The sequence below is a fragment of the Candidatus Krumholzibacteriota bacterium genome (assembly GCA_034520215.1).
Taxonomy (GTDB): Bacteria; Krumholzibacteriota; Krumholzibacteriia; order Krumholzibacteriales; family WJIX01; genus JAGHBT01.
Map to the genome: position 1 here is coordinate 828,430 of JAXHNR010000002.1, position 21,746 is coordinate 850,175.

A 21,746-nucleotide genomic window follows, 5' to 3' on the forward strand; every position below is an offset into this window, starting at 1 on the left:
TCGGGTGTTTAATTTATTATGATCTTTAATAGAGAAAAGCGGAAAGGTTTGATAAGTGGCCGCGCGGCGGTTCTGGTTATTATAGTTCTGACCGCGGCGAGCGCCGCGGGCTGGATCTGCACTGAAGTTATTCCTAGAGATATTAATTTTAATGAAGAAGCCTACAGGCTCAGATGGGGGGATTTTACATTCAATCTGGTTAGTTATTTAAGGCTTTATGACCCTTTCCATTCTTTCTGGTACCGTGGAGTTCTTGCTTTCTTTACCCTGTCGCTGACCCTATGTGTTATTACGGGTTGGAAGGGATTGATTGTGAACTCTTTCAATTTCTCTCCTCCCGCCTCTGCGGATGAGTTTGCGGGGCGGAAAGCCGCCGTTTTGATTAAGTGGACTGATTTAGCCCGTAAGGACCCTCAAAGAGGAGACATATTAGGTTATTATGAAAAAGAATTCGGCAGGGAAGTGGAAATAGGGGCGAAGAGGATATCACCAGTTTACTCGAAGATAGCCGGTTATCTTAAAGGCGGGGGGTATCGTGTTAAATCAAGGGAAACAGATGAGAGCATACTCTTTTCCGCGTTGAGAGGGCGGTGGCATTATCCGGGGAATTTGCTTTTTCACATCGCCCTGCTCGTTATTACAATCGGTGGGATGATAGGGAGTTTTAAGGGTAACAAAGAGATAATGTACGGCAGAAAAGGTGATGTCCTCAATCTTTATGACAGCCCTCTTTCCATACGGGTTGACAGGTTCAAAATTATCCATACGAATACGGGGCAAGTAAGTAAATATATAACCGATCTTTCTTTTCTTGACGTTGAAGGGGACAGTGTGGGTTCCGAGAGATTAGAGGTTAATGATCCCGCGCGTTACAGCGGGTATGATATTTATCAGAGTTCCTATTATATAGATACTGAAGAATTTTCATGGGCGCTTATAAAATGCCGGTTCAATGAAAAGCGGAGGGAGGAATCGATTACCGTAAGACCCGGTGAAGAAATAAGTCTAAAATCAGAAGATTGGACAGTAAAGGTGAAGGATTATAAACCCGATTTCAGAAAAGGGGCTGAGGTGTATAACGCCAGCAGGAGAATGAATAATCCGGCTGTAAATATAGAGGTCAAAGGGCCTTTCGGGCGTAAGTCGGGATGGCTTTTTCTGAAACATCCGTCCTTTAATTCGGATTTTGATCTTCCGGCAGAGTTTTCGTTAAGTTATATAGAGCCGGTTTACTACACGGGATTGCAGATAAGTTCAAACCCCGGGACGATTTTCATAGTCACCGGGATAGCAGTCGCGGCCGTCGGGCTTCTTTTCCTCTTCGGCACGAGCTATCGGCTGATAAAGATAAAGCTGGATGGAAAAGGTTTGTCGATCATAATCGAAGCGGAAGGCGGAGGGAAAATGGATAGCCGTCAAATCAGCCGAATGAAAAAGGATCTAAGCGGGATATTACGCGGTTGTATAATTGATAACGCCGAGGAGGAATTTTAGAAATGCAAACTACCCTTGATATTTCATTATTCTGGATTGCCTTCTGGGTCTATCTTGCCTCATTCCTTCTTTTTGTAATCTTTTTCGGAGTAAAAAAAAGGCTGCTTGGAAAGATAGCGGCAATTGTTTTTTTTGCCGCCATCGCCCTGCATACCGGGGGCATTATAGAAAGGTATCGGCTTACAGGCCACCTTCCGCTTGCTACGATGTTCGAATATTCTCTATTGCTTTCCTGGTTTATTGCTGTTTCATTTTTTGTGGTTATTTCAAAATACGGCCTCATGATTTCAGGACTTGTTATATCCCCGGTCATAATAATTGTGATGGTGATCGCGGCCTTTCTTCCAAAGGAAGGATCAAAGCATATGATGCCGGCGCTTCAAAGCTATTGGCTTTATATTCATATTACCTTAGCGGCTCTTGCTGAGGGGGCTTTTTTTACCGCCGCGGGCGCCGGTGTTTATTATCTCTTCGGTTCAGTGAGAAAAGGGATTGATTTTAAAAACCGCGAGGCTGTAGAGGGGCTTATAATCAAATCGATCAGGATTGGATATCCCCTCTTTACCATCGGAGCTCTCTTTGCCGGATCGCTGTGGGCCTGGAAGGCGTGGGGAAGTTTCTGGAGTTGGGATCCAAAGGAAACGGGAGCTCTCGTTGTATGGTTGTTTTACACACTTTTGCTTCATCAGCAGAGCAGAGGAAGGTGGCGGGGCCGCCGGCTCGCGATACTGTCTATAGCGGGATTTCTGATTATTATAATTTCATTTCTGGGAACTCTCTTTCTGGGCGGGCTCCATGCTTATATATAACAAGGGATTCTGAGCTTATGATAATTGCTGAGATATTCTAATTGATATTTCCCCCGGGGTTAACCGTTTTCTAACTGTAATGAAAGCCTTGGGGCCTTTAGTTCTGGCATGTTAAATGCTTTGTATTCATGCGGATAGTAAGCATTCATTTATTAAGAAAATCGTTTATTTCAACGAAACATACGCCGCGGTGAAATTTCACAGGTGCTCAGAGATGAACAATAATAACTGGAGAGGATAATGAGGCGCATCAAAACCCTTTTAATATATATTCTATCTATATTTATATTGTTATCCGGATGCGCGGACAAAGATGATCCGGGGAGTAAAGACAAAAATCCTGATAAATCCGGCGGCACGCTGGTTATAGGAATGCAGCAGGAGCCGGAGATATTGAATGAATCAATAAGCAGTATGTTTTCAGGGATTTATCTATGTAATCTGATTTTCAGTAAATTCGTAAAGCATAATGACAGTATGGAGCTGGTGCCTGATTTGATAACGGAGATTCCAACAGTAAAGAACGGTGGAATTTCAGAAGATTATCTTACATACACCTATCATCTCAAAGAGAACGCGTTCTGGCACGACGGCAGACCTGTTACATCAGCAGACGTAAGATTCACTTGCGACATTATGAGAAATCCCGAAATAAACGTCAGTACAAGACAGGGCTGGGATATTATTGAAAGTGTCGATACCCCTGATTCTCATACTGTAGTTTTCCACTTGAGTGAAGTATATACAAATTTCGTCGGTGACTGTTTTTATGATGAATCTGTTCTGCCCCGGCATCTGCTTAAAGAATTTCAAAGTTCCGATTTTACGAGCGCGGACTTTCATAAAGATCCAGTGGGAAGCGGACCATTTATCTTCGAGGAATGGGAATCCGGTTCGCACATGATGTTCAAAGCAAACAGAGATTATTACGGCGAGGGGCCGTATCTGGACAGGATTATAATAAAATTTATACTCGACGGGAATTCACTTATGTTTCAGCTCGAGAGCGGTGAGATAATGGGCGCCGACAATGTTCCAAACGCCCTTCTTGAGATAGTTTCAGAGATTAAAAAAATAAAAATTTATAAAACACCCGCTTTGTTTCTTGAACACATCGATTTAAACTGCAGCAGGTATCCATTAGATGACAGCCGCGTGAGAAGAGCTCTTTCGCTGGCGATTGACAGAGAAGAGATATCTAATAAAATCTATAACGGAATATGGCTGCCGGCTTATAGTGATGAGCACCCCGATTCTCCGTTCCACACGGGTTTTGGCAGAGAATTTAACGGTTATAATCCCGAGCTTGCCAGAGAGCTTCTTAGAAAAGCCGGCTGGAGAGACAGCGACGGAGACGGTGTGAGGGAAAAAGGCAAACGCGAATTGAAGTTTGAAATCTCGACAGTGACGGGAAGAGTGAACAGAAGACGCACACAACTTGTGCTTAATAAACAACTTGGCGAGATAGGGGTGAATCTCGAGATAAAGAATTATCATCCAAGTGTCCTGTTTGCCGGATTTGATGATGGCGGTATCCTCAGCGGGGGCAAATATGATATGGCTCTTTACGCTTTTATGGCTCCTCCGGATCCGTCAACGAAGGAAACCAGTTATTCGGCTGATTTTCTCCCCCCTGCAGGTCAGAATTATTCATATTTTAAGAATGCCGCCCTGACAGATCTTCTCTCTGTGGGAAGCAGCGCTATTTCTTTCGAGAGGAGAAAGATACTTTATTCCGAAATATTAAAGATACTCGCGCGGGAAGTTCCTATAATACCTCTTCTATGGATCACTCAGGTGGACGCGATGCCGGAAGCGTTGAAAAATTACAGGCCGAACCCTACTCAGTCGGGTGACAGTTGGAACGCGAATATGTGGCGGCTCGATAAATAGATAAAAGGGAACAGGATGAATAACCGATTCAAATTACTGTTAGCGGCGCTGACAGTTACAGCGGCAATATCTTTTCTGAAAATATCAGGGGTGATGGTCGGCTCTGATAATTATCCCGCTTTGCGTTTCTGCGGGGGCGCGGGAGAAGTTGGAGGTTCATGCTATCTTGTTGATACCGGAGAGACGAGATTCCTTGTGGATTGCGGGACATTTGGAAGCACCGGGAACGATATTATACCCGCCCACCCTGAAGATATATCCTTTCTGCTTTTAACACACGCGCACAGCGATCACTGCGGAAGACTGCCGGAGCTTTACGCCGGCGGGTTCAGGGGGAAAGTTTTCTGTACTTCTCCGACGGCGGAAATTGTTCCGGTTATGCTTGAAATGTCCAGGAACTTCAAAGAAAAGAGGGTTGCGGGGGAGGATTACGCGAGAGCCCTGGAGGGATTAGAAGCAGTAAACTTCAGAGACGAAAAAAGATTAAAAGATGTATCATTCAGATTCAGAAGGGCCGGGCATCTGCTTGGCGCGGCTTTTATCGAAATATCCATTATACAGCCCGAAGATACGGTGAAGATTGTCTTCTCCGGTGATCTCGGAAGCGGGAATTCAGTCCTTACTCCCCCTCTTGGGAGGTGCAGAGAGGCTGATTTTGTGGTCATGGAATCAACTTACGGCGCCGTAAAAAAGGATTACGAGGGTGATATACCGATTGAGAGACACAGGGGTTTTGCTGAATCTGTTGGAAATGCCTTAAGAGGCGGCGGCGATGTTCTTATTCCGGCTTTTACACTTGGAAGAACTCAGAATGTTACAGCCGTTATAGACTGGTATATTGACAAAGGAGTAATCCCTTCGGGAACAATCGTATACGCCGACAGTCCGACGGCGGAAAGAATAACATCTATATATCGTAATTTCCCCGGCCAACTCAGCGGGTGGGCGAACACTTTTTACGGAGACGCGATCTTGAGTAAGCCCGGATTCAGGGAAACAGGCAGTTCTTCCTCTATCGTAGTTCATGACAGAATCCACAGGCCGTCAATCTTCGTGTCATCGAGCGGCGACCTTGAGCACGCGTCATCTCCCAGGCACCTGATGAAGATGTTCGGCGACGATAAGAATTTGTTGTGTATTGTGGGGTGGCAGCCTCCGGGTTCCCTGGGAAGAAGACTCGTTGAAGGCGAGGAAAGGGTTCTGGTAAGTTATTGGGGGAGTGGCAAGAACAGGAAAGAATGGGTTTCACCGCTGATCCGGATAAAGGAGTTTCATTGTTTTTCCGGACATGCTGATCAGAGCGGACTCTTAGAATGGGTCAAGAACATAAAGGGAGTCAGGAAGGTGTTTCTCGTACATGGAGAATATGATCAGTCAAGTGTTCTCGCGGAAAAGATAAGTAATAAGTTTGGCGTGGAAGCATACATTCCCCGCTTGGGGGAAAATGTCACGCTGAGTGGAAATTAATAGTTAATTCCGCCGCGGTGCTCTATAAGTAAGGGAGGAAGCAGGGATAGATATGAAGAAATATCTGTTATTTAGAATTACGCGGGCTGTTCCGCTGGTAATTCTTATTTCTATATTGATATTCAGCTTGCTTCACATTGCGCCGGGCGGTCCCGTGGGTATATTTTCGAAGAGTCCCCGCATGACAGAGGAGGATGTCGTCAGGGCTAAAGAAAATCTGGGGCTCAATAGACCTCTTCCGGTTCAGTATCTGCGCTGGTTCAAATCGACCTTTTTGCAGCTTGATTTTGGAAAGAGCTATATAACCGGCAGGCCTGTCTCTGAAATGATAATTGAGCGTTTGCCGGCAACGCTGGAGCTTATGGGCACGGCTTTTATTATAGCGGTTCTGGCAAGTTTACTCTTCGGAATTATTTCCGCTCTTAACAGGGGGCGCTTCGCGGATCAATTATTTTCCGTAATTTCAGTAGCGGGTATGTCAATCCCTGTTTTCTGGTTCGGGCTGATGGCGATACTTGTTTTTTCAATAAAATTCGGGGTTTTACCTTCGGCCGGCCGTGTCAGCGTCGGGGAAACTTTTTCTTTGAAGGATCATCTGTCGCATCTCGTTTTGCCCGCTTCGGTACTCGCGTTTGCTTATTTTTCAATGTGGAGTCAATATATCAGGGAAGGATTTATTGAGGCTTTAAGCGGAAGTTTTATTCAAACCGCTAAAGCAAAGGGGTTGAGAAGAGAAAAGGTTATATTTAAACACGCGATGCGTAACGCCCTGCTGCCGACAGTAGCCGCTGTTTCTATGCGCGTTTCTACTCTCTTTACCGGGGCTGTAATTACAGAAACTGTATTTTCCTGGCCCGGAATGGGGAGACTCTTTTATGAAGGGCTTCAGAGACACGACTATACGAGAGTTCTTGGTATTGTAGTAATAGCTTCTCTCTGCATAATTATATTCAATATTATAGGCGATTTTATATGTGTAATTCTCGATCCAAGAAGCCAGACCGGTATGAAAAAGTCATACTCCGCAGATCGCAATCCTTGAAGATAATAATTTAATAAGAGGGTGCCGATGAGAAAGGATAAACAAAAACTATGGAAGATTGATCCCGCTAAACTGCCGGTTCAAAGCGGGAAAGAAGGGTTTTTTAAGCGGTTTATGTCAAACAGGGTTGCTGTAGTTGCTCTTATTTATATAATTCTTATTTCGATTGTATCGCTGCTGGCCCCTTTCCTGTCGACTTACGGGAGGGATGAAATTGATCTGCAAAACATTTCAGGTTCTCCGTCAGCCGTTCATTTACTCGGAACAGATCTTCTGGGGAGAGATACATTTACGAGATTAATATACGGAGCGCGGTTTTCCCTCTTTGTCGCTCTGGGGTCGATTACCGTCGCGACTCTGATAGGGGTTGTATTAGGATCGCTCGCCGGTTTTTTCGGGGGACCGATAGATCACTTTGTAACGGCTATAGTTGACGTTTTTCTTTCGATACCGGTTTTTCTTGTACTTCTTGTCGCCGCTTCCGCTTTTTCCGGCGGATTGATTGTAATCCCTTTTGTTATAGGTTCTGTCTCATGGATGGAGACGGCGCGTATCGTTAGAGTCCAGATTAAATCAATAAAGGAGAGGGGATTTGTCGAAGCATCTTTTACCGTAGGCGAACGCGGTTGGATAGTCGCCTTGAAACATATTCTTCCCCACGTAGCATCATCAATAGCTGTTTCAGCTACCATAGGATTCGCGAATGTCATGCTGATCGAAAGCGCGCTCAGTTTCCTGGGATATGGAGTTCAGCCTCCGGTTCCCACCTGGGGGAACATGCTTGACAGCGCGAGAAGCGTTCTCAGGACAGCCCCAATGGCCGCAATCGTTCCGGGGTTTATGATTTTCGTGACATGCCTTTGTTTTAACCTGTTGGGAAAAGGTTTAAAAAACACACTTGCCTATTCAAGAGATTAATTATAGTTTCCAATCGTACGTAAACAGTAAATTCTGCTGAGAGGTATTGTGGCGGTATGAAAAAGGCAAAAGCTATAGGGCTTGTTTCGGGGGGGCTGGATAGCATAATCGCTGTCGAAATAATGAAAAGACAGAATGTCGATCTTGTCGGATTTCATATTATTAACGGGTTTGATCAGGAAACTATGCGTGTTAGATCAGATGTAACCACTGACGAGAAAGAATGGCTCCGCGGGAAAAAAGCTGATATGAGCAAGCTGTTCGGGATAGATGTTAAAATAAAAGATGCTACAGAGGAATTTCTTCAGGTCATGCTGGAGCCGAAATACGGATACGGCAAAAACTGCAACCCGTGTATTGACTGCAAGATATTTTTTCTTAAGGAAGCGGCCGAGCTTATGAAAGAGATCGGAGCTGACTTTGTCTTTACCGGAGAAGTTGTAGGGCAAAGGCCTATGTCACAGCGTAAAAAGGCGATAGACCTTATCGCGGTTAGAAGCGGTCTGGAAGGATTACTGCTTCGCCCCTTATCCGCTAAAGTCATGGCGGAAACTGAAGTGGAAAAAAGAGGCTGGGTTAAAAGAGAGAACCTCGAGAGTATTCAGGGCCGTTCAAGAAAACGGCAGATAGCTCTCGCTGCTGAATTCGGCGCCGCGGATTATCCCGAGCCCGCCGGAGGCTGTATCCTGACTGACGAAAATTATTCGCTGAGACTTAAAGATTTTTTGAGTCATGAAAAGAGTGCGCGCTTAAGGACTGAAGATATTGTTCTGCTCTCTGTAGGGAGGCATTTCCGCCTGAATGAAAAATTGAAAATTGTGGTTGGAAGAGATGAACACGAGAATGAATATATCGAGGAAAAATGGAATTACGGTTGGCTTCTTTTCGCGGCAGACGTGCCGGGACCCACGGTGTTGGTCCAGGGGAGTTCAGACCGGAAAGAACTCGAAAAGATTGCTTCTGTTACGGCAAGATACAGCGACGCGAAATATTCGTCTGAGGTCGAGATTATCGCGAGGAGAAAGGATGAGAAGCTGATCTTCAGGGTTGCGCCGATAAGAGACAGCGAACTTGAATCTTACCGCCTTTAGGAAGAATCTACCTTTGCCCTGATAAACTTTTCTATTAATTTCATATGACTTGTGAAGGCTAATTTCGGAAGGTCCTCCGGAGCAAAGAATCCGGCGTTTTCAGCATCGTCTCCTGCTGTAAGTTCTCCGGAATATTCAGCAAAATGGTAACCGATAATCATAATGGATGTTTTATAGAAAATGCTTTCCTGAAATTCAATATCTATCAGAGCAGGTTTAGAGGCGATAATCGAAGTTTCTTCAAATACTTCCCTTTTTGCCGCTTTTACAGGAGCCTCGTCTGTTTCTACAAATCCTCCGGGAAGACACCATTTGTTCTTTCCCGGATTTCTGGCTCTTAAAACTAACAGTATTCTTCCATTTTCATCAAATATCAGCCCCGTAGCCGCCGGAATGGGGTTTTGATATACATATCTCTCCCCCGGTTTGCAGTATAAACGTGTTCTTCCCTCATTCTTTTTAGATGTAAGTCTGTTTCCGCAGTAAGGACAGAATATCATACGGTCCTGCATTTTATCTACCCGCTTTCATTTCTCACAAGATAACAATAGCCGGGGAGGCTTGCAAGCCGGTTTAAAGTATAATAATCATCTAAAAATGTACTTTTTACCAGCGCTGACGCAAGTTTGAATATATTCAGTTTTTACATTTCACCCCGGATACGCAAGTTTTCCTTTCATGTCTCTAAGGCCTGTTATAATGTAGTAATGATTACAACATATTCGGGGTCAGTTCATTACAATAAGAGTGTAATAATTAGATGAAGAAGGAAAATAATACGGAAAAAGGATATAAGGCGGTTGCTCTGGGCTATTCAGCTCTCGATTATCTGGGTGTAATACCGTCATTCCCTGTCGAGAACAGGAAGATGCGGCTTAAGGAGTTTGATATCCAGGGAGGAGGCCCTGCGGCCACCGCGGCTGTTACAGCGAGCAGGCTGGGACTTAATACTTCCTTTATCGGTATTGTCGGTGATGATTCTTTCGGCCGCAGGATACTTGATGAAATGCGGAAAGAACGGGTTGACGTTTCATCTGTCATTATTGTGAGGGGAAAAGAATCTCAGTTCGCGTTCATTATGGTGGATGAAGTGACGGGTGACAGGACGATATTATGGACAAGGGGATCTCTGCCGTTTATAAAAGAGGAGCAGGTTGATACCGATCTTATACTGTCAGCCGACATTCTGCTTATAGACAGCCTGGAGCCTCAAGCCGCGGCTTATGCCGCGGAAATAGCGGGGAAAAAGGGAATCCCGGTTGTAATCGACGCCGGCACACTTCGAGACGGAGTGACAGAACTGCTTCCTCTCTGTGATTATATAATAGCGAGTGAGGTTTTCGCGGATCAGATCTCTCGCGGTGGCAGCGTGAAGGAAGCTCTCGATATTCTTCATTCATACGGCCCTGAGGCTTCCGTAGTCACACTTGGCGAAAACGGCTGTGTCGCTCTTGATGCTGACGGTTTGATCAGTGTTGAAGGATTCAATGTGGATGTTGTTGATACGACCGGAGCCGGAGACGTCTTTCACGGAGCCTTCCTTTTCGCGGTACTGCAGGGATGGGACCTCTACAGGATGTGCGTATTTTCAAACGCCGTCGCGGCTCTGAAGTGCAGAAAGCTTGGCGGCAGAGAGGGGATATGTGATATTGAGAAGACGATAGAGTATCTTTCAGAGACAAAACCGGGACTAAAGTTCGAGATATCAGAATAAATAACCGCTAAATATCATGATATTTGAAGCCGCAATCATCTGTGTTGAATGACAGCCAGGAGGGATTTTCCTCCAAACCTAGAATCTCACCCGGGTTGATCAGCCACGTGTCGTTTATCCTTGAATTCTCGCGTCTGTGTGTATGACCGAAGAAAACTGCGGCGTATTCACCCGTAGATGCCAGTCCCCTCGCGAATTCAGGCCTGTGTGTGACCGCGATATCTATACTGCCGATTTTCAGAAAAGCAATATCTCCATGCAGAGTAATATTGGGAAACTCCGCTGCCGTTCTGCTTATTGTAAAACGGTCTCCCTCATTATTCCCGAATACAATATCAACTGAGCCGTTGAACTGAGAGAGAGATTTAATCACAAATGGCGAGCAGAGATCGCCGCAGTGCAGAAGTTTTTCCGCCCCTGAGCTGTTTATTTCGGTTACGGCCTTATCAATGTTTGCTGTATTATCGTGAGTGTCGCTCATCACGGCTATTTTCATGATTTAACCTCTCTATTTAATGCTTAAAATAAGCTTATCACAGTATCATTATAAGGGAAAGCTAATTTGCGTTACAGTATTGGAGAAACTCCAAAATATAAATATTGGAGTTCCCTCTGAAAATCCGGGCAATATTTTAGTAACGGCATAACTATCGAGTAATTACCCATAATGATAAGGGAATTTATATTTAGTTTCTATCCGGCTATTGGTATTGCAAAACCCTCTCGGAAGACGAGCGGGCATGGTTTTCCCATTTCCTTTAAGGAAATGGGAAAGAGCGAGTCTGAGAGCGGGAGACGCTATTTCCTCGCAGGGGAAATAGACGGCGTTTTTGACAATACCAATAGCCGGATATACAAAGAATATGTAAAAATTGGAGAAACTCCACCCAAATATATTTTTGACATTACATATTTTTTTCATGTAACATTTATAATATTGTATCTATGATATTGGCGTGGATATATTTTTATTCAGCGGTTTGCGGGAGCTGACTGAATTTAAGAAAAAAAGAGCGCTTGCAATGGACCTGGCGTTTGCGAAATGCCGGCGAAAGGGATGATTTTTACGGGGAACATATCGAAGTTTCCTGCCCCCTGTTTATCCGCCCTTTGCAATTAGATTGAGTTTTGGTTTAGCTATGCCTGAAAATAAAAGAATAGAGAAGAGGATAATAGCCGTACTTACAGATTTCGGAACAGGAAGCTGGTATCCGGGTGTGATGAAAGGCGTGATTCTCGGCATCAACCCCGAAGCTGTAGTTATCGACCTCTGCCACGATATATCCCATGGAGATATTTCCGAGGGTGGTTTCGTTCTAGGGGCAAGTTTCAATTATTTTCCCCCCGGCACTGTTTTTTTATGTGTTGTTGATCCGGGGGTTGGAGGAGATAGAAAGAATATTATAGTTCAGACAGAAGATTACCTGTTTGTCGCTCCTGATAACGGTCTTATTACCCGGGTTTGTGAAAGGAGCCGTATTGAGGGCATATTTTCGGTTAAACAGGGGAGGGTCGCGGAGAAGAGGCGCGGAGCTACTTTTCTCGGGAGAGATCTCTTCGCCCCTCTTGCAGCTCATCTTTCTCTTGGCGTCAATCCGGACGAAATTGGGGAATCTATTCCTTCAATTCTGACCATTCCCCGGGAGGAACCGTTCATAAATAAAAATAATGAAATATCAGGCAGAGTAGTTCACGTAGATACATTCGGGAATATTATTACGAATATAAGCGCAGATTACTTAAGAGAACTGTTCGGGGGGACTATTCCCCGGAAAGAATGTGTAATAAAGGCCGCGGGGAGAGAAACTAAAGGTCTGAAAAGATATTATGCAGAAGGGGAAACAGGAGAATTAATAGCGCTTGAGAACAGCTGGGGGTATATTGAAATTGCCGTAAACGGAGGAAGCGCTTATGAGTATCTTGGATATGAAGACAAGGAATCTATTGAAGTTTATCTCTTTTCTCTCAGATTACCGGATAAGGGTGTAAAATAATGGGTTATAGAATTACTGTTCTCGGCTCAGGTACAATCATACCTTCTGCGAGAAGAAAACCGACCGCTATCATGTTTGAAACAGATAGTGAGGTTATCCTTTTCGATTGCGGTCCCTCCATTCCCCAAGCAATTGTAGTGAACGGGTTCTCGCTAAGTGAGCTGGACCGCATTTTTATTACGCACTTTCATCCTGACCACACCCTGGGCCTGGGACATATCTTCTCTGCGGTCATAAACGATGCCGGTTTTCCTGAAAGAAAAGAATTTCATCTATACGCCCCCGAGGGAATAGGGGAGTTTATCAGAAAATGGCACGATCTGTATCCATCCAATCGTAAAGCGACCCGTTTTTTCAATGTAAACGAAGTTCATGCCGGTGATAGAATTGAATTTTCAGATCTTGTCATTTCAACTGGGCGGGCTGAACACGGCGCACAGAAAGCGCTTATGTACAGGGCGGAATATAAAGGTTCAACTTTTGTTTTTACCGGAGATACGGAATTTAATCAGTCTGTTGTTGAATTCGCGAAAGGGGCGGACATACTTGCCGCCGAGTGTTCTTTTCCCGATGATAACCCCGCCGCGGGACATATGACCCCCTCTGATGTAGCGCTTCTGGCTTCCAGGTGCGGAGCTCTGAGACTGCTTATTCTGCATATGTATCCGTCCCAGAGGGAAGAAGATATGAAGAGGTCAATAAGGCGCAGATATGATGGAGAGATTATAGTGGGAGAAGATGGAATGACCCTTGAGACAGATAATACGGAATGATCTTAAATATTCAATGTCAGTTTGTTTTGAGTTCCTCGGCACTTTGAAAGAGGTTTTGCCCTGTCTGATAAGGGGAAGGATGAGATTTACTTAAAAGATCTGTAGTCTGGGAGTTTTTGTATGAGAATTTATAGAACCCTGTTTATTTTCATTTTTCTTGTATCTGTTTTTGTCTCTTCGGCGCCGGCCTATATACTCAGAAAGGATGTTAGGAGAAGCTTCGAAGCCGGCAGCTCCATGAAGTTAAGACTGAAAAACAGGGCGGGGTCAGTTTATCTTAAAGGTTATAAGGGGGATTCATTAGAAATTAACGCGGCTGTTAAGGTGAGAGCGCCTTCAAAATCGAAGGCAATAGAGATTTTCCGTGAAATTGTGTTCGATATGTCGAAGAAGAATAAAGAAATATCTGTAGAAACTGATCTTCCGAGGTTGCGCCTGAGCGGGTTGTTCAGCTATAGGCTGGGAGTGAGAACCAGCATCCTGATAGATTATAGAATTTTAATTCCCTCAGGTGTTAATATTGAAATTTTTACATCGGCAGGTGATATCGCCGCGGAGACTCTTAAAGACACATTTCTGCTTAAAACAGACGTCGGTGACATTGACATCAGAAACTCTCTCTGTGAAAACGGAAAAGCTGAAGTCTCAAGGGGCGAGATCCGGTGTGAGCTGTCTGCTCCCGAGTGGAAAGGTAAGCTGGATCTCCGGGTTGGGTCAGGGGAAATATATCTTTTTCTTAATGAAGAGATAAGCGCGGTATTAACAGCCCGGTCGGATAAGGGCCGTGTCGAGCTCGACATCGGCGATACTGTAAAACCGGATATAGAAGAGTACGACCGCGCGGTAGTGAAATTCGGAAGCGGCCAGGGGAGAATTAATCTCTCAAACATAAGAGGAAAAATCATTGTGGAATCTGTTAAATAATAGTAACATAATTGAGTAATCAGTCGTATATTGTATAACCGGCAGAAAGATTAACGAGGAGGCAGAAAATGGAAGAAGACAAGAAAATTAATGACACGGGTGAAGAAGTAAACATTGACACAGATCTCGACATTCCCGTTCCAATCGGTATTGCCTGTATGCTGGCTTATTTCATTCCTGTCATAGGCGGGCTCTTCTTTCTATTCGCTGAGAAAAGGAATAACCTGCTCCGGTTTCATTCGGTTCAATCGATTCTCTTCTGGGTCTTTTTCGGGGTGGCTTTCGTTGTAGCGGCAATTATCTCCTGGATTTCGTTTCTGGATGAACTTGTAGCCCTTGTTCTTGTCGTATCGTGGATATATATAATGTATCAGTCGATTCATAGAAGGGTATGCAGGCTTCCTGTAATTGGCGATATTGCTCACAGTCATATCTACGGAGGTTAAGAAGGTTATATTTCTCTATACTCTATTTAGACCTTGAATCCAGGGATTTCTATTATGATAATTGAAATCTCCAAATAGATGCAGAATATTTTTAATTCCCCATTGGATCTGTCCCTGAAGTATATATAGTTCTGTACCATACGGCGGATTACAGCCGCCTGTCCGGCCTGTTCTTTGCAATTTTACATTAAAATCGCAAAAAAACTCTCTTTTTGCATTATTCGTCTATCTTCGATTATCTCCAATACGGCACAGTCTATACGTATTCACTGTTAAAAATAAGGTTAAAGGATCGGTAACTCCGTGGCATTGAAATTGCAAGCGCTTTTTACAGGGTGAGTATGTATGAAAATAAATCAGCGTTCATATTTTTGCGGAAGAGGCGGTTTTACTCTTGTAGAACTGATGATAGTCATATCTGTTATGGGGCTTATCGCGATCATGGCACTTCCTAACATTAATGGATTCCTGCAGTCATGGAAGCTCAACGGAGAGACACAGGAGTTTATAAGCACACTCAGATGCGCACGTTCCGCGGCGGTCAAGAATAATACAAGCGTGGTATTTTCATTCGATTTGAGTAACAACACATACTTCTACTTCGAAGACGATGACGGGGATGGAGGTAGAGACACGGACGAGTACATGAGCGGAACAAAGGAAATGGCGCCGGGAATAAGAATCGCGGCACACACCCTGTCCGGAAATACTCTTACATTTGAAAGTAAGGGAGAAACAGGAAACAGCGGTACTATCACTATAAAGAATGATCGAAACAGCGTAAAGAATATTCGAGTTATGGGGGGCAGCGGAAATATTGAAATTGATTGAGAGGAATCAGGATATGTTTAATTCAGAAGAGGGAATAGGGCTTATAGAGATTATAATGGCGATCTTGATATTCGCCATAGGTATAACAGCCGCGATGCGGATACTTCCCGTAAGTAATTTCTCAACTACAAAATCAAGAAATATTACATTTGCTACTAATTTAGCCAGGGGAAAAATAGAGGAGCTTTCAGCGGTTCCTTTCGATCACTCCGACCTTGCTTCAGGGAGTCACACAGATCCGCAGAATCCTCTCCAGAACCACTTTACGCGAAGCTGGAATATTAATGACAACGTTCCGGTTAGCGGCATGAAAGAAGTGAATGTTACTGTAAGTTTTAATTCGAGAAGTTCTGACAGCTCCGCGACATTAACCACGTACATTACATCGAGGCGTTGATTTACTATGACTACTTTCAGAGAATTGAATGTCCAGAGAGGTTTCACGCTGGTAGAATTGGTTATAAGTATTCTCGTTACGGGAATTATACTTATTGCCGTTACGGGTATATTCGCTCTTTTCATTAAGTCCTCGGGCCGCACTTCCGAATACGCGTCCGCTCAGCAGAATTCAAGGATAGCTCTTGACTGCATAACCGAACATCTGAGGCAGGCAGGGTCGGACCTGGATTATTTCAGAGGACAGCAGCCGATAATACACGCCGGTCCGTATCAGATTGTTTTTAACGCTGATATTGACAATGGTGAGGTCAAGGGCGGAAAAGCTCCCCTGGAATCGATAGACATATCGGGCACTCCTCACACTGTGCCTTATTCGGGAAGCATTCTTTATGCCCCCTCTGAAAGTTACGACTCTGACGCTGAAACAGTGGTTTTTACACTTGATTCAGATGGGGACGGGGATATTACATCATCCGATCGGGGTGATGACCCGGAAGAAGACGGAGAGAATGAAAATCTGTTTGTATTGAAAATGAACAGATACGGATCGGACGGATCTTCCAGTAATGTAATGCAGGAATCAAAAATTGCCATTATAAGGGGGCCTAATTTATCTCCCACCTGGAAAATTCCGCAGCCTCTTTTTCAGTACTATTATGATCACGATGAAGATCCGGCCACCGACGATCTGTTATGGGGAGACACTAACAACAGCGGAGAACTGGAAACTTCAGAAATTACATCGATATCACCGGTTTCCCAGAACGTTGTGGATAACATAAGAAGAGTCAAAGTTACAGCGATAAGTGAATCAAATACATACGATAAGCAGTATGAAACCAACGGCGGTTTTCTCAATGTTACGATGAAATCGGAAGTTCACGTCAGAAATTCTTCTATGGCAAGCTCTTTGGTGAGGGGATCGGTATTTCACGATGCTGACGGGGACGGTGTTCAGGACCCTGGAGAAACAGGAATTCCATCGGTAGAAATACAGCTGACAGGACAGGGACGCAAAGTTCTTTCTGACGGTTACGGAAAATATTTCTTTCCTCTTTCCGCGGGTAACTACTCTATTCAGGAGATTGATCCCCCGGATTACAGTTCAACTACTCCGAACCTTGTAACTGTGAACCTGACGGCGGGACAGACAAAAATAATTAATTTTGGAGATCTTGCAAACGATCCTATTGGAGTGATAAAGGGCACTGTATTCGAAGATTTTGATAAGAATGGAGTTCAGCAACTAACGGAGCCCGGAATTGAAGGAGTGCTGATATCACTCGATGACGGATCAAAGGCCAATACCGACGTAAACGGTAATTATTCGTTTACAGCTAAAATGGGAAGCTACACAGTGGTTGAAACTGATAAGACAGGGTATTCATCTACGACTCCAAACTCAGCTACAGCCTCTATAGCGGCTCAAGACGATACTGTTGTAGTGAATTTCGGCGATTTTGCCGGGCCGGTTACCGGAACGCTTGAAGGTACCGTATTTCTTGATACAAATGAAGATGGAATACTCGATGTTGGTGAAGAAGGGTTGGCAAACGTCACTATCAGGGTATCCAACGGAGATAGCACCGTTACTAATACAAGCGGTTATTACAAATTCAGTCTTGAACCCAATACATACTCAGTTACCGAGACTGACCCTGTCGGTTATTTGTCTACTACCGTGAATGTTTACGCGGATATTGAAATTAAAGCGGACACAGTGGTGGTCCGTAATTTCGGCGACGTACTTGAGGAAAGACAGGATTTCGTTGAAATTCACATTTCAAATACTGAGCGTGTACTTTCAGTATGCACCGCGGATTTAAATGAAGACAGCAAGAATGATCAGGATATAATCCTCGGTACGGCCTTGACAACGGGGATAGGCAACATGCTTGTTTTTCTTAATAGATGGGAAAACACAACTACTCCGGTGGGTGAACTTTTTCACACCGACCCGGATTACAAAAGAGACGCCGGATATAATATCAACACAATGGACGATTGGGATATAAATGCCGACGGTGTTCACGATATAATAACAGGTCTTGACAGAAGTACGGGCAATAACATTCAACTCTGGCACACCGGGAGCGGCGGAATTCTGGGGGTTACTCCCGATGCTCAATATATCTCCAGCGGGACTAACGAGGTTATGGACAGTAAAATGGCGGATTTCAATAAGGACGGAAATATCGACATACTCGTAGGGTTGAAATCTCCAATCGGTACATCCGGGGGTTTTGAAGTTCTTCAAGGATGGGGAAGTGGTGTTTTTACGTCAGGGCAGTACGTTACAACTGCCGGATCCTCGGGCGGCATCAATCTCGCGCCGATCTGGGCTGTCGAAGCCGCCGATGTCGACGGTGACGGAGACGAAGATGTGATCGTTGGATCTCACAAAACCGATTACGCCGGCTATATTGATATATATTTAAACGATGGTTACGCGTCAGGTACATTCAGCTGGTATGCCAGATACCAGCCTTTCGGAGCTGTTAACGATATTATTATGAACGATATGCATGAAGATGACCTGGGAGACGAAGATATAATAGCGGGAGTATCTTCCGGTGATAGTTACGGGAGGGTAATGTTATGGAATAACGAAGCCGGTATTTTCGGTATTCCGGACACTCTGGGACTCACTTTTGAACCGGAGACGACTCCCCGGCTTCCGAGTGACTACGTCGACGCTGGAGGAGAAGTTCTGAGCATGGCAGTTATAAGAGTGAACAATGATGTTTATCCGGATGTAACTTATGGTACGAGAAGTTCATCGAGTTATACGGGAAATATTTACGTACTCCCGGCTTATGGAACACTTCCCGAAAGCGGGATACAGATCAACAAGACGGAAGCGGGCGAAATTATTTCGATTGACACGGGAGATTTCAACAAGGACAGCAGGCCGGATATTGTAGTGGGAACGCGTTCTTCAGCTACTCAGGGTAAACTTGTGGCGTTCTTCGGAAGTGATTTGTAACAGGGATAATTCAGCAAAAAGGACAGGCAAAAAATGAAGATAAAAATCAACAGAAGCAGTAATGATGACAGAGGTTATATTCTCGTAGTAACACTTTTAGTCTTATTTGCCGTATCTGTAATAGGGGCTACACTGGCGGGTGTTTCATCCATGGATACTAAAATATCCGGAAACCAGAGAGTTAACACACAATCATTGTTTGTGGCTGAGGCGGGTCTTAGTGAAGCGATTCACAGGCTTTCTCTTTCAGATCCAACGAATGTTACGGTTGGAGGTTGGACAGGGAACGCCGCCATTGGTGACGCGCATCCGTATGATCCCAACTGGGAGACTCGTTTATACCTTACTACGCCGGCTGGGGCTCCGGCGGGGGGCGGAAGCGTTGTAACTACGGGGACTATTCAGGATCCCAGCAACCCCTATCTGAAATACAGTGAGGCAAGCGGAACTGACGGAGTACTCACGATCGAGCACAAATGGGAGGACAGGAACGGTGACGGAGTAAGAGATGCCAACGAGATTGTAAGGTATGACCCGGTCAAGGTTCCCCCGGAGAATTTTGATTCAGGTTTTCCGGTGGAAGTAATTACAGTAACCGGAAAAAGAGACGGCGCGGAGAGAGAAATTCAGGCTGAAGTTACCAAGAGAACCATTATGGTACGTACTCTTGGGTCTCTTTACTGTGATAAGGCGGTAAGACTGACTGGAAATTGCGCCTTCTGCGGATACAATCACGATCTGAACACACCCGTGGGAACCCAACCTAATGCCTGCTACTCCTGGCATCTAAGCAGCGGCAATCTCCCCGGTGTTACAACTTCGGGTGACGATGTCAAGGTAAAGGGCTCCGCGGATGTGAGTGGTGATCCCTCTCCAATAGACGATTCCTCGAGCAACCCTTTTTATTCTCTGGCGGAGGTTCTTGGAATGAGCAACGGTGAAGTCAATGAGCTTCTTTCAAAAGCCGACAACACGTCTATCACTGATCCCCTTACAGGGATAACTTATATAGACGGCGATGCTAATGTTACCAGCAATCTTGTGGGTTCCGGCCTTTTGTATGTAAACGGAGATCTGCAGGGAGCCGGCTCGTTTACCTTCAGGGGGCTCATATACGTGGAAGGAGATCTGCACCTTACCGGCACGCCCTGGATACTTGGAAGCGTTGTGGTCAGGGGTACATCCGACTGGAACTTCAGCGCCGGTAACGCGGCTGTTCTATACAGCAAAGATGCGATATCAAATGCCCTGAGCGGCGCGATGCCCTGTATGGTGCTTTCCTGGCGTGAGCTATAGAAAGACAGATACTTTTCTCTCAGAAAGATAGATGCGATATTACCTTAAGGGTGACCTTAGGGGTAATATCGAATATAGAGGGTTAATCCTTCCGGCGCTTTTTATTCCGAATAATCTTTTGATAAATTCTCCATAATGCCATATTATCATTCGACAGCATTGATGGATTAAAGAAATTATTGGAGGATAATAATGAAACTCGGTGATTTTTTTCTCAAGCCCGTAACCGCCGGGACGCTGCTGCTTGACGGCGGCGCCATGTTTGGAGTTGTTCCCAGGGCTCTCTGGAGCAAGACTAATCCGGCGGATGATAATAACAGAATAGATATGAATATGAGGATACTCTACATTGAGGGGAAGGGCCGGAAGATAGTAATCGACAGCGGCGCGGGAACAAAACTGGGCGAGAAGATGGTTAGAAACTACGGCGTAAGGTGTAAGGATCTAAAGTATGTTTTTGAATCCGAGGGATTGGATGTTGAATCTGTCACCGATGTTATATCCACTCATCTCCACTTTGATCACGCCGGGGGATTAACAAGATATAACGACGATGGAGAGCTTGTGCTCACATTTCCCAACGCGTGTCACTATATTCAGAAAAAGCAGTGGGAAGCGGCATTTCACCCGAATGAAAAGGACAGGGCGAGTTTTTTTGAGGAAAACTATCTGCCCGTTGAGAAAGAGGGTAAACTTTCTCTTGTTGAAGGAGAAAAAGAGATAATTTCCGGCGTCAAACTCATACCGACAGAGGGGCATACACCCGGGCATCAGATAATACTAGTCGAGAGTTCTGATGGGAATCTGCTTTACTGCGGTGATCTTATTCCCCTCGCCTCTCACATCAACCTTCCCTATATTATGGCTTATGATCATTTTCCGCTTACTACTTTAAGTGAGAAGAAGGAAATCCTAGCCAGAGCGGCGGACGAGGGGTGGATCCTTTTCTTCGAGCATGACCCTGTTATAGCGGCGTGTAAAGTAAAAAGAAATGACAGGGGAAGTTTTGAAATCTCACGGCAGGTTGATATGGAGTAAAGCTCAGTGGATGATACTGAACTGATGTTTATGACAGCCGAAGGTGACAAGCGCGCTTTTCGTGAGCTTGTAGAGCGTTATCAAAGCCCCATGTATAATTTCTTTTTCCGCTCTACGGCCAGTCGGGAAGACGCTGAGGACCTGACTCAGAAACTCTTTCTGAATCTGTATAAGAGTTCGGGAAAATACAGGAAAAGATCTTCTTTTAAAACATATATTTATAAAATTGCCTCAAATCTGGCAATCAGTTTCGCCAGGAAAAAGAAGAATAGAACCGTAATACCCTTCGATCAAGAGGAGGAGTTCGGAAAACTTTCCGATGAACTACCACACGGGAGAGACCAGTTTCTGGATATTCAGGCCTCCGAGCTCGAAGAGAGTCTGAAAGCAGCCCTTGTAAAATTACCTCCTGACCTTTCAGCGGCTATTGACCTTAGAGTCAAAAAAGGTTTCTCATACAGAGAGATAGCGGAAATAATGGGAAAAAGTATTTCAGCAGTTGAATCGATGATCTTTCGCGCGAGAAAGATTCTCCTGGTTGAACTCAAGGAGTTTCTCGATCAAAGAGGCAGTTAAAAAATATTTTTTGCAAGTTTTTAGCCCCTTTTGCGTTTGTACTATATAGAAGGAG

At 44.7% G+C, this 21,746-nt stretch carries 21 protein-coding genes; 18 read left to right on the plus strand and 3 right to left on the minus strand.

Annotated features, from left to right (window positions below):
* The first annotated feature begins 18 nt into the window (after nucleotides 1-18).
* The 7 genes from U5O15_10230 to U5O15_10260 all read left to right on the plus strand — a co-directional run bounded on the left by U5O15_10230 (nucleotide 19) and on the right by U5O15_10260 (nucleotide 8,714).
* Nucleotides 19-1,494 carry a cytochrome c biogenesis protein ResB gene (locus tag U5O15_10230; protein MDZ7861019.1) on the plus strand — a complete coding sequence of 492 codons (1,476 nt, stop codon included), beginning with the start codon at nucleotides 19-21 and terminating at the stop codon, nucleotides 1,492-1,494.
* 2 nt (nucleotides 1,495-1,496) lie between these two features.
* Nucleotides 1,497-2,303, plus strand: coding sequence for a cytochrome c biogenesis protein CcsA (gene ccsA / locus U5O15_10235; GenBank protein ID MDZ7861020.1), 807 nt, complete (start codon nucleotides 1,497-1,499; stop codon nucleotides 2,301-2,303).
* Nucleotides 2,304-2,543: 240 nt separating this feature from the next.
* Nucleotides 2,544-4,196 carry a peptide ABC transporter substrate-binding protein gene (locus tag U5O15_10240; GenBank protein ID MDZ7861021.1) on the plus strand — a complete coding sequence of 551 codons (1,653 nt, stop codon included), beginning with the start codon at nucleotides 2,544-2,546 and terminating at the stop codon, nucleotides 4,194-4,196.
* 15 nt (nucleotides 4,197-4,211) lie between these two features.
* Nucleotides 4,212-5,663: an MBL fold metallo-hydrolase gene (locus U5O15_10245; protein ID MDZ7861022.1), complete on the plus strand. Its 1,452-nt coding sequence runs from the start codon at nucleotides 4,212-4,214 to the stop codon at nucleotides 5,661-5,663.
* Between the two features lie 52 nt (nucleotides 5,664-5,715).
* Nucleotides 5,716-6,705 carry an ABC transporter permease gene (locus U5O15_10250; protein ID MDZ7861023.1) on the plus strand — a complete coding sequence of 330 codons (990 nt, stop codon included), beginning with the start codon at nucleotides 5,716-5,718 and terminating at the stop codon, nucleotides 6,703-6,705.
* A 27-nt stretch (nucleotides 6,706-6,732) separates the two neighbouring features.
* The gene (locus tag U5O15_10255; GenBank protein MDZ7861024.1) at nucleotides 6,733-7,623 is read left to right on the plus strand and encodes an ABC transporter permease; all 891 of its coding nucleotides are present in this window, start codon (nucleotides 6,733-6,735) and stop codon (nucleotides 7,621-7,623) included.
* Nucleotides 7,624-7,679: 56 nt separating this feature from the next.
* Nucleotides 7,680-8,714, plus strand: coding sequence for a hypothetical protein (locus tag U5O15_10260; GenBank protein MDZ7861025.1), 1,035 nt, complete (start codon nucleotides 7,680-7,682; stop codon nucleotides 8,712-8,714).
* Here U5O15_10260 and U5O15_10265 read toward each other — a convergent pair.
* Complete coding sequence (locus tag U5O15_10265) at nucleotides 8,711-9,226, minus strand: NUDIX domain-containing protein (GenBank protein MDZ7861026.1); 516 nt, start codon at nucleotides 9,224-9,226, stop codon at nucleotides 8,711-8,713. The two genes, U5O15_10260 and U5O15_10265, sit on opposite strands and share 4 nt — an antisense overlap.
* 248 nt (nucleotides 9,227-9,474) lie before the next feature.
* Here U5O15_10265 and U5O15_10270 point away from each other — a divergent pair, with 248 nt between their 5' ends.
* Nucleotides 9,475-10,428 (plus strand): PfkB family carbohydrate kinase, encoded by a 954-nt coding sequence (locus U5O15_10270; GenBank protein ID MDZ7861027.1) that lies wholly within the window; start codon nucleotides 9,475-9,477, stop codon nucleotides 10,426-10,428.
* Nucleotides 10,429-10,435: 7 nt separating this feature from the next.
* Here U5O15_10270 and U5O15_10275 read toward each other — a convergent pair whose 3' ends face one another.
* Nucleotides 10,436-10,924, minus strand: coding sequence for a YfcE family phosphodiesterase (locus U5O15_10275; protein MDZ7861028.1), 489 nt, complete (start codon nucleotides 10,922-10,924; stop codon nucleotides 10,436-10,438).
* Nucleotides 10,925-11,086: 162 nt separating this feature from the next.
* On the minus strand, nucleotides 11,087-11,350 hold the full coding sequence (locus U5O15_10280; GenBank protein MDZ7861029.1) for a hypothetical protein: 264 nt from the start codon (nucleotides 11,348-11,350) through the stop codon (nucleotides 11,087-11,089).
* Nucleotides 11,351-11,567: 217 nt separating this feature from the next.
* Here U5O15_10280 and U5O15_10285 point away from each other — a divergent pair, with 217 nt between their 5' ends.
* The 10 genes from U5O15_10285 (at nucleotide 11,568) to U5O15_10330 (ending at nucleotide 21,691) form a co-directional block, all read left to right on the plus strand.
* Nucleotides 11,568-12,422 carry an SAM-dependent chlorinase/fluorinase gene (locus U5O15_10285; protein ID MDZ7861030.1) on the plus strand — a complete coding sequence of 285 codons (855 nt, stop codon included), beginning with the start codon at nucleotides 11,568-11,570 and terminating at the stop codon, nucleotides 12,420-12,422.
* Nucleotides 12,422-13,195, plus strand: coding sequence for an MBL fold metallo-hydrolase (locus tag U5O15_10290; protein ID MDZ7861031.1), 774 nt, complete (start codon nucleotides 12,422-12,424; stop codon nucleotides 13,193-13,195). The genes U5O15_10285 and U5O15_10290 overlap by 1 nt, the downstream gene beginning before the upstream one ends.
* A 120-nt stretch (nucleotides 13,196-13,315) precedes the next feature.
* Nucleotides 13,316-14,119 carry a DUF4097 family beta strand repeat-containing protein gene (locus tag U5O15_10295; protein ID MDZ7861032.1) on the plus strand — a complete coding sequence of 268 codons (804 nt, stop codon included), beginning with the start codon at nucleotides 13,316-13,318 and terminating at the stop codon, nucleotides 14,117-14,119.
* A 68-nt stretch (nucleotides 14,120-14,187) separates the two neighbouring features.
* Entirely contained in the window at nucleotides 14,188-14,565 is a 378-nt protein-coding gene (locus U5O15_10300) for a hypothetical protein (protein MDZ7861033.1), read from the plus strand.
* 345 nt (nucleotides 14,566-14,910) lie between these two features.
* Nucleotides 14,911-15,396: a GspH/FimT family pseudopilin gene (locus tag U5O15_10305; GenBank protein ID MDZ7861034.1), complete on the plus strand. Its 486-nt coding sequence runs from the start codon at nucleotides 14,911-14,913 to the stop codon at nucleotides 15,394-15,396.
* Nucleotides 15,383-15,793 (plus strand): hypothetical protein, encoded by a 411-nt coding sequence (locus tag U5O15_10310; GenBank protein MDZ7861035.1) that lies wholly within the window; start codon nucleotides 15,383-15,385, stop codon nucleotides 15,791-15,793. The genes U5O15_10305 and U5O15_10310 overlap by 14 nt, the downstream gene beginning before the upstream one ends.
* Nucleotides 15,794-15,799: 6 nt before the next feature.
* Nucleotides 15,800-18,781, plus strand: a complete 2,982-nt coding sequence (locus tag U5O15_10315) for an SdrD B-like domain-containing protein (GenBank protein ID MDZ7861036.1) — start codon at nucleotides 15,800-15,802, stop codon at nucleotides 18,779-18,781.
* A 33-nt stretch (nucleotides 18,782-18,814) separates the two neighbouring features.
* Nucleotides 18,815-20,077, plus strand: a complete 1,263-nt coding sequence (locus tag U5O15_10320) for a pilus assembly PilX N-terminal domain-containing protein (GenBank protein ID MDZ7861037.1) — start codon at nucleotides 18,815-18,817, stop codon at nucleotides 20,075-20,077.
* 192 nt (nucleotides 20,078-20,269) lie between these two features.
* Nucleotides 20,270-21,115, plus strand: coding sequence for an MBL fold metallo-hydrolase (locus U5O15_10325; GenBank protein MDZ7861038.1), 846 nt, complete (start codon nucleotides 20,270-20,272; stop codon nucleotides 21,113-21,115).
* A 6-nt stretch (nucleotides 21,116-21,121) separates the two neighbouring features.
* Nucleotides 21,122-21,691, plus strand: a complete 570-nt coding sequence (locus U5O15_10330; GenBank protein ID MDZ7861039.1) for a sigma-70 family RNA polymerase sigma factor — start codon at nucleotides 21,122-21,124, stop codon at nucleotides 21,689-21,691.
* Nucleotides 21,692-21,746 lie beyond the last annotated feature (55 nt).